Annotated in this window: 7 protein-coding genes and 2 rRNA genes (1 of these 9 only partly in view); 4 read left to right on the forward strand and 5 right to left on the reverse strand. The window is 61.2% G+C overall.

Annotated elements, in window-relative coordinates:
- Positions 1-1864: PhoX family phosphatase (locus NZ746_11295; protein ID MCS6817944.1), on the forward strand; the 1864-nt coding region annotated here is incomplete at its 5' end.
- Positions 1865-2243: 379 nt separating this feature from the next.
- Here the strand turns inward: NZ746_11295 and NZ746_11300 are convergent.
- Positions 2244-4673, reverse strand: a complete 2430-nt coding sequence (locus NZ746_11300; GenBank protein MCS6817945.1) for a sigma 54-interacting transcriptional regulator — start codon at positions 4671-4673, stop codon at positions 2244-2246.
- Positions 4674-4759: 86 nt separating this feature from the next.
- Positions 4760-5560 carry a YIP1 family protein gene (locus tag NZ746_11305; protein ID MCS6817946.1) on the reverse strand — a complete coding sequence of 267 codons (801 nt, stop codon included), beginning with the start codon at positions 5558-5560 and terminating at the stop codon, positions 4760-4762.
- 207 nt (positions 5561-5767) lie between these two features.
- On the opposite strand from NZ746_11305, the gene NZ746_11310 reads away from it, so the two are divergent.
- Genes NZ746_11310 through NZ746_11320 form a run of 3 tightly spaced genes read left to right on the forward strand, consistent with a single transcriptional unit; the run spans position 5768 to position 11600 of the window.
- On the forward strand, positions 5768-7117 hold the full coding sequence (locus NZ746_11310) for a TolC family protein (GenBank protein ID MCS6817947.1): 1350 nt from the start codon (positions 5768-5770) through the stop codon (positions 7115-7117).
- Positions 7118-7123: 6 nt separating this feature from the next.
- The gene (locus NZ746_11315; GenBank protein MCS6817948.1) at positions 7124-8386 is read left to right on the forward strand and encodes an efflux RND transporter periplasmic adaptor subunit; all 1263 of its coding nucleotides are present in this window, start codon (positions 7124-7126) and stop codon (positions 8384-8386) included.
- Positions 8387-8429: 43 nt separating this feature from the next.
- On the forward strand, positions 8430-11600 hold the full coding sequence (locus tag NZ746_11320) for a CusA/CzcA family heavy metal efflux RND transporter (protein MCS6817949.1): 3171 nt from the start codon (positions 8430-8432) through the stop codon (positions 11598-11600).
- A 19-nt stretch (positions 11601-11619) separates the two neighbouring features.
- On the opposite strand, the gene NZ746_11325 is transcribed toward NZ746_11320, so the two are convergent.
- From NZ746_11325 to NZ746_11335, 3 genes are all read right to left on the reverse strand, one after another.
- Positions 11620-12330, reverse strand: a complete 711-nt coding sequence (locus tag NZ746_11325) for a hypothetical protein (protein ID MCS6817950.1) — start codon at positions 12328-12330, stop codon at positions 11620-11622.
- A 62-nt stretch (positions 12331-12392) separates the two neighbouring features.
- Positions 12393-12509, reverse strand: a 5S ribosomal RNA gene (rrf, locus tag NZ746_11330).
- 96 nt (positions 12510-12605) lie between these two features.
- Positions 12606-15000 (reverse strand): 23S ribosomal RNA (locus NZ746_11335); it runs 679 nt beyond the window's last position.

Below are 15000 nucleotides of genomic sequence, written 5' to 3' on the forward strand. Positions count from 1 at the left end.
ACGAGGGGAAACGTTCTCGCAAATTCTCAAACGGCGGTTGGCGCGCCGGTCCTTCTTGAAAGGAGCGGCGGCGACGGTTCCCCTACTCATCGTGGATCCCAGCCGAGTGTTCTCGCGACCGCAAGGATCTTCGACGCTGGCGTTCCAACCCATCCGTTTGAGCAATCTCGATACCGTGTTGGTGCCACCGGGTTACTCCTCACAGATCATCATTCGATGGGGGGATCCGCTTTTCCGGGATGCTCCCGAGTTCAACATCCTCAATCAAACGGCTAGCGCTCAAGCCCGGCAGTTCGGCTACAATTGCGATTACGTGGGCTATTTCCCTCTTCCCGACTATCGCTCTAACAATCCTACTCACGGGCTTCTGGTGGTCAATCATGAGTACACCAATCCGGAGCTGATGTTCGTCGGTTACTCGCCCGCCAATCCGACGCGAGAGCAGGTAGACGTGGAGTTGGCCGCTCATGGCCTGTCGATCGTCGAGATCTCAAGGAGTCAGACGGGCGGATGGAGATATCATCGGGAGTCCTTCTTCAATCGTCGCATCACGGGAGAGACGGAAATGCTCATCACGGGTCCGGCGGCCGGGCACGACTTACTCAAAGTGTCCTACGACCGGACGGGGACACGAGTGCGAGGGACACTCAATAATTGTGCGGGCGGAAAAACCCCCTGGGGGACCGTCCTGACCTGCGAGGAAAATTTCAACCAATATTTCGCCAATCTCAACGCCCTCCCGGATTCGGATCGGCGTAAGGCGATGCATGCTCGCTATGGGATTCCTCGCGGAGCCAGCGAGCGCCGCTGGGAGCAGTATCACGATCGTTTCGACCTCAGCAAGGAGCCGAACGAACCCTTCCGGTTCGGGTGGGTGGTTGAAATAGACCCCTACAATCCCAACTTCATTCCTCGAAAGCGCACGGCCTTGGGGCGCTTCAAGCACGAAGCGGCAACCGTCGTCGTGGCCCCCGATGGTCGGGTCGTCGTCTATAGCGGTGATGACGAGCGGTTCGAGTACATGTACAAGTTCGTCAGCGCGCGGCCGATGAACCCTAGTCGTCGCGAGGCCAATTTCGGACTGCTGGATGAGGGAACACTCTATGTCGCCAAATTCAACGATGATGGAACGGGCCGATGGCTGCCTCTTCAGGCGGGACAAGGGCCGCTGGCCGGTTGGTCGCAGGCTGAGGTGCTCATCTACACGCGCGCTGCTGCTGATCTGTTGGGAGCGACGAAGATGGATCGTCCCGAGGATATTGAAACGAATCCAGTCACGGGCAAGGTGTATTGCGTCATGACCAATAATAGCCGTCGGGGCAGCTCCGGGCAGCCCGGCGTGGATCGGGCGAACCCAAGAGCCAATAATCGCCACGGCCATATCATTGAGCTCATCGAGGATGGCAATGACCCGACGTCCACGACCTTCCGTTGGGAGATCTTCCTACTCTGTGGCAACCCGATGGTTCCCGAGGACCAAACCTTCTTCGCGGGATTTGATCCATCGCTGGTGAGTCCCATCTCCTGCCCCGACAATATCACGTTTGACGGCAGCGGTAATCTCTGGATCGCCACCGATGGGATGCCGGGCACGTTCCGGATGAATGATGGAGTGTTCGCTGTTCCCGTCGAAGGCGAAGAGCGAGGCTTCGTGCGTCAATTCTTGAGCGGACCGGTGGGCTCGGAGATCTGTGGTCCGGAATTTACGCCTGATTACCGCACGCTCTTTGTGGCGATCCAACATCCGGGAGAGGGCAGTTCCCTGGCAGCTCCCACCAGCACCTGGCCCGATGGAGCGATTCCTCCACGCCCGAGTGTGATCGCCGTCACCACGCGCCACGCTCTCAGCCGAATCGGGAGCTAGCGGCACCATAAACTCGGCGGACCGGGTTGGGTTCTTTCGTCTCCCCGTGTCCCTCTCCGTCGGAGGTGGCCCCTACCTCCGACGGATTTTTCATCTTCACGGGCAGAAGTTCCTCCCCGCTGCGATTATCTTAAAAGCAGACTTCGCGTCGAATCTCCATCATCCGCTCAAGTAGAACACCGTTGCGACCATCTTATGTCACGAGATCTGTCGCTGCGTAGAGCCAAAGCCTCTCGTTCGTCCCCCACATCGGACGTGGCTTCACCGCATCAGTAAAAGCACTCATCTGGCTTTCGCGAGCTCGCGAGCAGAATAACGGTAGGTGACCAGTCTCACTCGAGGTTCGGCGACATCGCGTGCATTGGCGCGGGAAGGACATTCAGCGGTCTGAGCGATTGGAAGCCGCTTCGGTCACCTCTCCTTGCGAGCCTTTTTGCCTATATTGAGCCAGTTTGCGGTAGAGTGTCTTTCGTCCGATCTTCAGAAGCTCAGCGGTTCGACTCTTATGTCCGCCGGTGAAATCGAGCGTTCGCAAGATGAGACGGCGCTCGGCCTCCTCGAGCGGGGTGCCGATGGGAATCTCCACGACCGGCGGAATCGGCCGGTCGTTCGCCTCTTCAGAAACCGGCAGGTTCCGAAGAGGCTCGGGCAAGCTCTCCACCGTGATCACGGGACCGTTTGTGCGCGCCACGGCTTGTTCGATGACCGCTTCCAATTCGCGGATGCCCCCAGACCAAGGGTATCGCCGCAAGCGTTCGAGCACGGGCTCGCTCAGCTCCAAGCGCGGACGCGCGTACTTATGCCGATACAACTCCAGGAAGTGCAGGGCGAGAGGATAGATGTATTCGGGGCGCTCGCGCAGCGGCGGCATCAGGGATTCCAGCAAGATGCGCCGCTCAACTTCTTCCATCGGCGCGCCGATTTCGGACTCGCCGCTTGTAGCGCCCACTCCGCGACGCACGGCGGCCGGCAGATCGTTGACGGTGATCATGCGTCCAGCCGCCAGAATGACGGCGCGCTCAATGGCGTTCTCCAGCTCGCGCACGTTGCCCGGCCAATCGTAGCTCTCCAAAAGTTCCAACGCCTTTTGCGTGATCCCCGTCACGCGCTTGCCCGACTTCTTCTGGTACAGCTTGATGAAATGGATGACCAGCGGCCGAATGTCCTCGCGGCGCTCGCGCAAGGGGGGGATGTAGATGGGATAGACGTTCAGGCGGTAGAAGAGATCGAGCCGAAACCTCCCCGCCTCGACAGCTTTCTGCAGGTCCACATTCGTGGCGGCGATGATGCGCACATCGGTCTTGATGACCTGATTCCCCCCGATGCGCGTGAACTCGCCGTCTTGGAGCACGCGCAGGAGCTTGACCTGCGCGCTCGGGCTCAATTCCCCAATCTCGTCCAGAAAGAGCGTACCGCCGTTGGCCTCCTCGAATTTTCCGATGCGGCGCGCGCGCGCGTCGGTGAAGGCGCCGCGTTCATGTCCGAACAGCTCTGTCTCCAGCAAGGCTTCGGGCAGTGCCCCGCAATTGATTTTGACAAATGGCTTATCCGCGCGGCGACTGTTGTAATGAATGAGATCGGCGATCAGCTCCTTCCCCACGCCTGATTCCCCTTGCAAGAGCACGGTCGTCGAGCTGTCGGCGACGTGCAAGGCCATCTCGATACAGCGTTTGATCTTGTCGCTCACGCCGATGATCGGCAATGTCGCCTGCGCCCCTCGCAATTCCTGACGCAAGCGCACGACCTCTGCACTCAATTGATCCTTCTCCAGCGCCAGGGCGATCTGGTTGGCAATCCCTTCGACGAGCCCAATCTCATGGACGGTCACGCGGACCGCCGGCGATTGCCACGCCAGAAGGAGGGCTCCGAAGGCACGGTCTTTGATCAGAATGGGGACCAACAGCGCGAGCTGCGCGCCGCCGAGCACATCATGCAAGAAAGCCCGAGCCGCGTCACTTTCAGTGGCTTCCACACGACACGCGCGTCTCTCGGCGAAAGCGCGTTGCAGGACGGGATACCGTTCCAGCGCGATCTCCGTCACCGAGAGCATATGAGCCGCTCGCCCGCGCACCGTATCCAACCCCAAGCGCACACCCGCCGCGTCCAAGACGGCTAAGCCTCCAACGTCTGCCCCCACCAATTCCAGCGCGCGATCCATGACGAGGGCCGCGACCTCCAGTAAGTCCCCGCTCCGATTGATCTCGTTGGCGATCTCCAAAAGCGCGCGCGTGATCGTAGCCTCCTTCTCCTTCTCCATGTAGAGCCGTGTGTATTCGTATCCAATGGCGACCTGCCGGGCGATGGATTCGATGAAACTGATCTCCTCAGGCAACCACTGATGCTGACGACGACAGTGATGCAGTCCGATCAGCCCGAGCACTTCCGACTTGCGCACGACGGGAACGATCAATAGCGAGCGCGTTTGGGTCAGTTCCACAATTCGCGCCAAGACAGGATCCAACCGCAGCGAGGCCGTATCATCAATGGCGATCGGACGGGTGAGATCCACGCGTCCCTCCAGCGCCGATAAATCCACGGGAATCTTCATCCCCAGCATCGAGGGGATGTCCGGATCAGCGCGATATTCGTACTCGATGCGCAACTCTCCCGCCTGCGAACGCGCGACCAGATGGCACCGATCCACTTCCATCAGCTTTCCCAACTCATCGGTCGCGGCTCTCAAGAACTTATCCAGATCAATGAGCTGACTCGCCTCCGGATTCAGGCGATCGATAATGGCGTCGCGCGCCTGATACATGCGCAGGCGCTTCTCCAGCGTCAAGCGGCCGGTTTCCACAACCTGCGACATTTCCCGCTACCTCCCGTGAGCGAGATGGTCAGATCCTGTGACGCTCTCTCCGCTCCCGTCCACGCGCTCCGACGGCGCGCCTCCCCTCAGCGCATCGTGAACGCATACCACGCGGCCTTTCCCGCGATCCACACGCCCCACAGCGCGAAGACCAAAACGGCCGATTTCCGCACCGAGAGCTTACGCGAGATAGCCGAGAATCCAATTGCGGCCAAGACGAGGAACCAGATCGTAAAAATATCGAGCGAGGTCAAGAACGCGAAGAGCGCCGGATGCGTCTTCTCCGCGGAGAGGCCGAGCATCGCGCCGAGGTTGGTCGTCACCCATCCCTCGGGATTCGTGGGATCGAGCAACTCCGGATCGCGAAGCGAGAGGACGATGAGGCTCAAGAGCGCACCTATGCTTGAGGTCACACCGTAAGACCAGCTCACGACCGAGAAGGTCTTCTTGAACGTCGTCTCAGCCTGCAGCAGCAATAGCCCCAAGAAGAAGACCCCGGCCAGAAAAAGGGCGACAATGGGAATGGCCCCGACGGGCAAGAGCGGGAGAAACCGGAACAAGCGCGCTTGCATCTCGACCTGTCGGTCCAAGGCTTCTTGGGGGGGCTTGGCCGCCCCTCGCTTCTCCAACGTTTCCTCGATCTGCTGTCGAATCAGCTCCTTGTAGCGCGTCTCGATGTTCGGGATGCGAAATTGCAAGAGGAAGAGAGCGGCGGATGAGAGTGCGATCGTCACGATCAGGATGAACGCCCACGTCGGGTGTCGAGCAATATCGGCAAAGGTCTCCGTGGGAGAGAAGATGATGCCGATGGCTCGGCTGAGAGGGCCAAGAGGAGGACGCTCCTCCTCCGCGCCCAAGACGTCGTGCGATTGCTCGTGTTCCGTCATATTCGGCCTCCTGAAACGTAATGCCCGCCGTCTCTTAGTGGCGATAGAGTTTACCGCATGACGTGCCGTCAAGGGAAGTTAAATGCCTCCGCGATCGCGGGAGTAACTGATATGGAGCATTTGGGGATCGCCCGCGCCAAGGGGCGAGTTTGCTATAATGATGCCTCGCATGAGCTGCCTCTCTACGATGCGGAGGTTCAGAAGAGCATGAAGAGGATCGGGATTTTCGTTCTCATCAGTTTGGCGGGATTCGCCCTGGGGAGCGGTGGGCGCGCGTCGCTCTTCCTCGCCCATGCGCAAGAGCTCACGGAGCCCCCGCGGATATCGCCGATGGAAACGCCCCGTGTGCCCACTGCGCTCACGCTCGCGGCGGCCATAGAGTACGCGCGGCGATGGCACCCACGCCTGCAAGCGGCGCGGGAGCAGGTCCGCATGGCTCACAGCGAAGCGGTGACGGCGCGCTTGCGCCCGAATCCAACGTTCACGTTCAGCGGCGAGAACTTCACGCCATCGAGCCTCGAAGCGGAGTGGTTCGCATTCCTCTCGCAGACGATCGAGATCGGTCAGAAGCGAGAGCGGCGGATGGAAGTGGCCGAGTGGACGATTCGCATTGCCGAAGCCGCCGCGCAGCAAGTCGAGCGGCATGTTCTGGCGGAAGTGAAATTCGCTTATGAACGCGCCCTGTTGCAGCGTGCGCGCTGGGAGCTGGCCCGCGAAAATCTTGAAACCTTCCGGCAGATCGTGCGGTATAACGAAGTGCGCGTCGCCGAAGGGTACACGGCCGAAGGCGATCTGATCAAAGTGCGCCTGGAGGCGCAGCGCGCGGAATTCGCCATGCGGCAAGCACAGCTCGAATACGAGCAGGCGAAGATCGCACTCCTTCGCGCGATGGGGGCGACTTCATTCGATCAGACCTTTGAGTTGCGCGAGGAGCTGACGTTCGAGCCCGTGCACGTGCGTATCGAAGAGCTGGAACGCGCTGCCTTGGAGCGGCCCGAGGCCGTGCGCGCTCGAGCGGAACTGGAACGCGCGCATGCGTCCTGGCAGTTGGAACGGGCGCGCGCCAAACCCGATCTTGTCGCCTCGTTCGGATACAAGCGCCATGGTCCGAACAACACGCTCTACGGGGCCGTGAGCGTGCCACTGCCCATCTTCAACCGGAATCAGGGACAGATCGAACGCGCGGAAGCCGAACGACGATGGGCGGAAGCCGAATGGCGGCTCGTGCGAGGAGAGATCTTGGCTGAACTTGCGGCCGCACGACGCGCCGTCGAAATCGCCACCGAACAGGTCGAGAGCTTGCGCCGCGACTTCCTGCAGCGCGCCGAAGACGCGCGTGCCGTCGCCCTAGCCGCCTATCAGGAGGGCGCGGCCGATCTCCTCGTCCTCCTGGAAGCCCAACGGGCGCACACAGCGGCGCGCGAACTTTATCTCCAAGCGCTCTTCGAGTATCGCCGCGCCCTTCGCGAATTGGAGCGCGCGACGGGACTGGAACGTCTCCCCCGAGGGGGATCCGTCCCGACCTCACTCTCTGAGGCTTCGCGCCCATCGTCGTGAGAGGAGATGAGAGTCGTGATCTTCAAAGGACACCGCGCACGAGGCATAAGCCGACGCTGGATATTGTTCCTACTGTTAGTCGCCTCGGGCCTGGCTGCCGGACTGGCCATGCGACATGTCTTTTCTCCCTCGGAGCGAGACGCCACGCCGACGCTGGCCGATCCGAGATCGGATGCGACCGTGGCGCTGAACACAGTGGTCGTCTCCGCGGAAGCGCTAGCGCGGGGTGAGATCCACATCGCTACGGTCGCGCGACGTCCCCTCCCGCAGGAGCTTCGCGCGACCGGGCGCGTGCAGATCAATGAGGATCGAGCCGTGCGCATCGGCGCTCCGGTCGAAGGGCGCGTCACGCGCGTTCTGGCGACAGTGGGAGACCGCGTGAAGGCCGGACAGCCTGTGCTCGCGCTGCACAGCCACGAGCTGGCGGCAGCGCGCAGCGATTACGAGAAGGCGCGAGCGGCAGTCGCGCGTGCGGAGAAAGCGCTCGCTTACGCGCAAGCTGAGCTGGAGCGCGCGAATCGGCTCTTGGAAGCCAAAGCGATCTCCCGTCGCGAGCAACTGCGCGCGGCAGCCGATGTGGTGGCCGCTGAAGCTGAACTCGAGCAAGCGCGTGCCGAACTACGTCGTGCGGAAGAATTCTTGCACCACTTAGGCGCATGGCCGGAACCGAGCGATGAAGTCCTCATTCGCGCCCCTATTGATGGAGTCGTGCTCGAACGACGCGCGACCGTGGGAATGGTCGTCACCCCTTCGATGGATCTTCTGACCATCGCCGATCTCTCGACGCTCTGGGTGATCGCCGAAGTCCCCGAGCCTCAGGCAGCGCGCATTCGTCTGGGCCAGCCGGCCTTCATCTCCGTCGCGGCTTTCGCCGAAGAGCGCTTTCCAGGTCACGTCGCTCACATCGGTGAGGTGCTCGATCCACAGACGCGCACAGTTCGCGTCCGTTGCGTTGTCCAGAATCGGCAACAACGATTGCGTCCCGAGATGTATGCCACCATCCTCATCGCCCTGGGCACGACCGCACCACAGCTCGCCATCCCTCGAGAAGCCGTGCAGGAGATCGGCGGTGAATCCGTCGTCTTCGTGGAGATCGCGCCCGGTCGCTTCGAGAAACGGCGCGTTCAGCTGGGTCTCTCCGCCATCTTGCCCGACGGCGAATTCGTCGAGGTGACTGGCGGCCTGCGCGAAGGCGAGCGCATCGTCACGCGCGGCAGCTTCTGGTTGAAATCCGAATTGCTGAAGGCCGTGATTCAGGAGGAGCCGTGAATCGCTTCCCCGCCTCCATGAACGACGCGCGCACGAGGTCACGATGATTCGCGCTCTGATCCACTTCTCCCTGCAACAGCGTGTGCTCATCTTGGCGTTGACGCTGTTTGTGGCCGGGATCGGCCTCTGGGCCCTCAGCACGCTTCCGGTGGATGCCTTCCCGGATCTGACGAACATCCAAGTCAACATCGTGACGGAAGCGCCGGGCCTGGCACCGGCCGAAGTCGAGCAGTTGATCACCTTCCCCATCGAGAGCGCCATGATGGGGCTGCCCCGCACCGAACAAGTGCGCTCGATCTCGAAATTCGGCCTCTCGATGGTCACGGTCGTCTTCGAAGATGACGTGGACATCTACTTCGCACGACAGCGCGTGGCCGAACGCTTGCAAGAGGTCAAGGCTCGACTTCCCGAGGGCGTCGAGCCGACGCTCGGTCCCGTCGCGACGGCTTTCGGCGAAATCTATCAGTACACGGTCGAGGGCGAGGGCTACAGCCTCATGGAGCTGAAGACGCTCCACGATTGGGTGATCCGACCGCAGCTTCGCACTCTCCCCGGCGTGAGCGAAGTGAACTCCTGGGGGGGATTCATCCGCCAGTATCACGTCTTGGTGGATCCGGAACGCTTGCTCGCCTATGGCCTGACGCTTCGCGAAGTCTATGAAGCCATCGCCCGCAGCAACGCGAACTTTGGCGGAGGGTACGTCGAGCGAGGAGCCGAAGCCTATCTCATTCGAGGCCTGGGCCGCTTGCAATCAGCCGATGATCTCCGCAACGTGATCATCACGGCCAAAGCCGGCGTGCCCGTGCGCGTGGCGGACGTGGCGACCGTAGATGTGGGGCCGGCGCTTCGCCATGGCGCCGTGACCAAGAATGGGAGGGGCGAAGTGGTCTCCGGCATGGTCATCATGACCAAGGGCGAAAATTCCAAGCGCGTCATCGAGCGGATCAAAGAACGCGTGCGCGAGATCGAGCGGACGCTCCCCCCCGGGGTGCGGATCGTGCCCTTCTACGATCAAACGGAGCTGATTCAACGGACGACGCGCACTGTGGCGACGAACCTCATCAAAGGCGGGCTCTTAGTCCTCCTCGTACTCGTCCTCTTCCTGCATGACCTGCGCGCGGCCCTGATTGTGGCCGCTGTCATCCCCCTCTCGATGCTCGCGGCATTCATCGGGATGCGCGCTTTGGGGCTTTCGGCGAACTTGATGAGCTTAGGGGCGATCGATTTCGGCCTGCTCGTGGATGGGGCCGTTGTCGTGATCGAAAACTTCGTGCGACGTCGCGCGCTGCACAGTAATGGCCCATTACAGAGGGCGTCGGCGACAGAACTCATGCGCGAGAGCACGTTGGAAGTGGCGCGCCCGATGGTCTTCGGCGTTTTCATCATCCTGGCGGTTTACTGGCCGATCTTCGCCTTGCAGGGGATGGAAGCACGTATGTTTCGGCCCATGGCGCTGACGGTCAGCTTGGCCATCTTCGCCTCGCTGATTCTGGCCCTCACGTTCGTTCCGGCACTCGGCAGCTTGCTGGGGGCTCGGATGAGCGCGCCTAGACACGACCGCTTCTTCGAGCGAGTGCGACAGGCATATCGGCGCGCGTTGCTCAGAACCCTGCGGTTCCGTCGCCTGACCATCGGCGCAGCCGTGCTTCTGGTCGCGCTCGCACTGTTCGTCCTCTCGCGCCTGGGAACGGAATTCATGCCCGAATTGGACGAAGGCGCCCTGCTCATCGAGACGCGCCGCCTTCCCTCGATCTCCTTGAGCGAATCGGCGGAGGTCGCTGGCCGCATCGAACGCCTCCTTCTGGAATTCCCTGAAGTCGAGACGGTTGTGACCAAGATCGGACGCCCTGATCTCGCGACGGAGGCCATGGGGATGTATCAGGGCGATGTCTACGTGCTGCTGAAGCCGCGCCAGATGTGGCGCACGGCGCGGACGCGGGAGGAATTGATCGAAGCCATGGATCGGCGATTACGGGAGATTCCCGGCGTCACCTATAACTTCACGCAGCCGCTGGCGATGCGCTTGGACGAAGTCGTCTCCGGTGTGCGCTCAGACGTCGCCGTGAAGCTCTTCGGCCAAGATCCGGAGATGCTGTTAGAACTGGCCGAGACCATCCGACGCCTTCTGGAACGCCTCCCTGGAGCCGCCGATGTTCAGATCGAACCCCTGCTTGGCGCGCGCGAGTTGCGCTTGGAGCTGAACCGAGCGGAGATGGCGCGTTTCGGCATCTCGGTGGACGACATCGCGCACCTTGTGGAGACGGCCATCGGAGGAAAAGTCGCTACGCAGATCATCGCCGATGCTGCGTCGCGCGAGGGTTCGAGGAATCCCGACGGGAATGCGATCTTCAGCGCCCCGCGCGTAGACGTTCTTGTGCGCCTGCCGGAGGCCCATCGCCGCGATCCGGAGACGATCGGTCAGCTTCTGCTGCAAGCCCCAGCCGGGGAACGCGTGCCGCTCGCCCGACTGGCTCGGATCACGACGGCTGAAGGCCCCGAAATCATCAATCGCGAGAATGCGACGCGTCGTATTGTGATCCAAGCCAATGTGCGCGGCCGCGACTTAGGGGGATTCGTCGAAGAAGCCCAAGAACGCCTCCGGCACGAGCTGCGCCTTCCCCCAGGCTACTACCTCGCATGGGGAGGACAATTCGAGAATCAACAGCGCGCCATGCGGCGGCTTCGCCTGGTCGTCCCCTTGGTGGTCTTCCTGATCTTCCTGCTTCTATTTGCGTCCTTCGATGACCTGCCTCGCGCGCTTCTGATCATGGTCAATCTTCCTTTTGCGCTCGTCGGTGGCGTCGCAGCACTTTGGCTGCGCGGCTTGAACGTGAGCCTCTCGGCAGCCGTCGGCTTCATCGCGCTGTTTGGCATCGCCGTCTTAAACGGATTGGTCATGGTGAGCGCCATCAACCGACTCCGCGAGCACGGCGCTTCATTACGACAGGCAGTTGTGGAGGGTGCGGCGATGCGCTTGCGCCCCGTTTTAATGACGGCGTTGGTCGCTAGTCTGGGCTTCGTCCCCATGGCGACCTCAACGGCTCCAGGCGCAGAAGTGCAACGCCCCTTGGCCACAGTGGTCATCGGCGGATTGGTCAGCTCCACGATGCTGACGCTCTTTGTCCTCCCCCTCCTCTATGAGTGGATGGAACGAAATCGCCGGCGGCGACGTCAGTCGGATCCCGAGAGGGAGCACCGCGAGTCCATCGCCTGATGAACGGATTGCAGATGATTCACACCGAGACCAACATCTCCACGCGAAACACCGAAAACGGGACGAAGGCACCACTCTGCTTCAAATAGTCGACGCCGATCCGATAGAACGCGAGGGCATCTTCGCGCCGCCCGACAGCCATGAGCGCCTCGGCCATGCCGACGAAATGCCAGAAGTTATACTGCCCGCAATTCTGAAAGTGGGCATAAGCGCGCTCCAAATGCTCCAATGCCTCCTCGTGCCGACTGAGGGCAGAGAGAATCATCCCCTTCAGCCACGTGAAGCGGACAGCCATCTCCGCGCGCACAATTGAATCCTTCTCCTTGAGCAAGTCTTCGAAAGCCGCTTCCACGGCGTGCAGCGCCTCTGAAAGGCGCTGCAGATCAAGTAGCGCTAGGGCGCGAATAGCATTGAGCTTCGCCAACTGCCGCGCGGGTTGCAGACCATATTGCGCAATGAGGGCGTATCCCTCTTGAGCGGCGTCGAGGACCTCAACGGGACGCGCCACATACAAGGCCTCGATGGCGAGATGAAAGAGCGCCGCTCCGAGACCACGAGAGGCCCTCACGCGTTGATCGGGCGAAGTGGCTTGCTGCACTAAATCACGATAAAGGCGCGCGGCTTGCTGCAGCAGCTCCCGTGCACGCGCGTGATCGCGCTGACGACTGGCCTCGGCCGCTTTCGTGAACAATGCAACTGCACGTCGAAAGATGGTGAGATCTTCGCTCATACGAGCGCGCAAATAAAAAAGCCGCCGAATGAGCATTCATTCGGCGGCTCTTGAACGCACTTCCCTGGCAGCGACCTACTTTCCCACGCCGTTTCCAGCGCAGTATCATCGGCCCTGGCGGGCTTAACGGCCGTGTTCGGGATGGGAACGGGTGTTTCCCCGCCGGTATGACCACCAGGGAAAAACCCTCGAAAATTCCCAATTGAAGGAGAGCCCGACATGCGCCACACTTTCGCGCCAGAAGACGCGATTTCGTTTGCTCTCCAGCGCATCTTGTGGTCAAGCCGAACGGGCGATTAGTACCGGTCAGCTCAACGCCTTGCGGCGCTTACACTTCCGGCCTATCAACCTGGTCGTCTACCAGGGCCCTTCAGGGAGACCTTATCTTGGGTCGGGCTTCCCGCTTAGATGCCTTCAGCGGTTATCCCTGCCCAGCCTAGCTACCCGGCGCTGCCACGGGCGTGACAACCGGTACACCAGAGGCTGGTCCAGCCTGGTCCTCTCGTACTGAGGCCAGATTCCCTCAAGTCTCCTGCGCCCACACCAGATAGGGACCGAACTGTCTCGCGACGTTCTAAACCCAGCTCACGTACCGCTTTAATGGGCGAACAGACCAACCCTTGGGACCTTCTTCAGCCCCAGGATGCGATGAGCCGACATCGAGGTGCCAAACCGGGGCGTCGATGTGAACTCTTGGCCCCGATCAGCCTGTTATCCCCGGGGTACCTTTTATCCGTTGAGCGATGGCCCTTCCACGCGGGACCACCGGATCACTAGGCCCGGCTTTCGCCTCTGCTCGACGTGTGTGTCTCGCAGTCAGGCCGGCTTATGCCCTTACACTCTGCAGGCGATTTCCAAACGCCTTGAGCCGACCTTTGGGCGCCTCCGTTACCGTTTAGGAGGCAACCGCCCCAGTTAAACTACCCCCCTATCACTGTCCCTCCACCCGATTCAGGGTGGCAGGTTAGAACCCGAATTTGATCAGGGTGGTATCTCACCGGCGGCTCCCCTGCCCCCGAAAGGACAGGTTCATAGCCTCCCACCTATCCTGCGCAGACCAAACCCAGATTCAGTGACAGGTTGCAGTTAAGGTCCACGGGGTCTTTCCGTCTTGGTGCGGGCACCCGGCGTCTTCACCGGGACCACAAGTTCGCTGTGCAGCTCGGCAAGACAGTCGCCACGTCGTTACGCCATTCATGCAGGTCGGAACTTACCCGACAAGGAATTTCGCTACCTTAGGACCGTTATAGTTACGGCCGCCATTCACCGGGGCTTCGGTTCGGAGCTTCGCCCGGAACGAGTCCAGGCTAACCCCTCCCTTTAACCTTCCGGCATTGGGCAGGCGTCAGCCCCCATACATCCTCTTCACGAGTTTGCGGAGACCTGTGTTTTTAGTAAACAGTCGCGTGGCGCTCTTCACTGCGACCCACCTCGGCTTCGGAGGCGAGCTCCTACACCTAACGTGGGCACCCCTTCTCCCGAAGTTACGGGGCCAATTTGCCTAGTTCCTGACCGAGCCATCACACATGCGCCTGTGGATATTCTCCTCGCCTACCTGTGTCGGTTTGCGGTACGGTCACCTTCCGCGCTCGCCACCGAGGCTTTTCCTGGCCGCATGGACTCGGCCGCTTTCCCCCTAACGGGGTCGTCATCCCCTCTCGGTGTTAGCGAGGGAGCGGGTTTGCCTACCCCCTCCACCTACCGGGTTGAATCGGGACATCCATCACCCGACCGGCCTATCCTTCGGCGTCCCCCCAGGCTCCTAGCGCACGGAAGGTGGCGCAGGACTATTCACCTGCTTCCCTTCGGCTACGCCTTTCGGCCTCGCCTTAGGCACCGGCTAACCCTCTGCAGACTGACTTCACAGAGGAAACCTTAGGCTTTCGGCGCGCGGGGTTCTCACCCGCGTTATCGCTACTTATGCCGGCAGAGTCTCTTCCGGGGCCTCCATCCGCCCTCACGGTGCGGCTTCACAGGCAACCGGAATGCTCCCCTACCAACCGAGGACGAGCCGCAGCTCGTCTCGATTCCGTGGCTTCGGTGACCGCCTTGAGCCCCGTTGGATTGTCGGCGCAGAGTCGCCTCGACCAGTGAGCTGTTACGCACTCTTTAAAGGATAGCTGCTTCTAAGCTAACCTCCTGGCTGTCATCGCGACTCCACATCCTTTCCCACTTAGGCGGCACTTGGGGACCTTAGCCGACGGTCTGGGCTGTTCCCCTCTTGACCACGGAGCTTAGCCCCCGTAGTCTGACTCCCGGGCATGACTCACGGGCATTCGGAGTTTGGTTGGGTTTGGTAGGCGGGTAAGCCCCCTAGCCCATCCAGTGCTCTACCACCCGTGGTATTCACCCGAGGCTAGCCCTACAGCTATTTCGGGGAGAACGAGCTATCACGGAATTTGATTGGCCTTTCACCCCTACCCCCAGCTCATCCGAGCCCTTTTCAACGAACACCGGTTCGGGCCTCCACCGCGTGTTACCGCGGCTTCACCCTGGCCAGGGGTAGATCATCCCGCTTCGCGTCTCGTGTGTGCGACTCTGACGCCCTATTCGGACTCGCTTTCGCTACGGCTCCGCCTTTCCGGCTTAGCCTTGCCGCACACACGAACTAGCCGGCTCATTAAGCAAAAGGCACGCGGTCAGGCCACCCAGATGCCCGAAGACCTCTGG

This window comes from Blastocatellia bacterium (assembly GCA_025055075.1).
Lineage (GTDB): Bacteria > Acidobacteriota > Blastocatellia > HR10 > HR10 > HR10.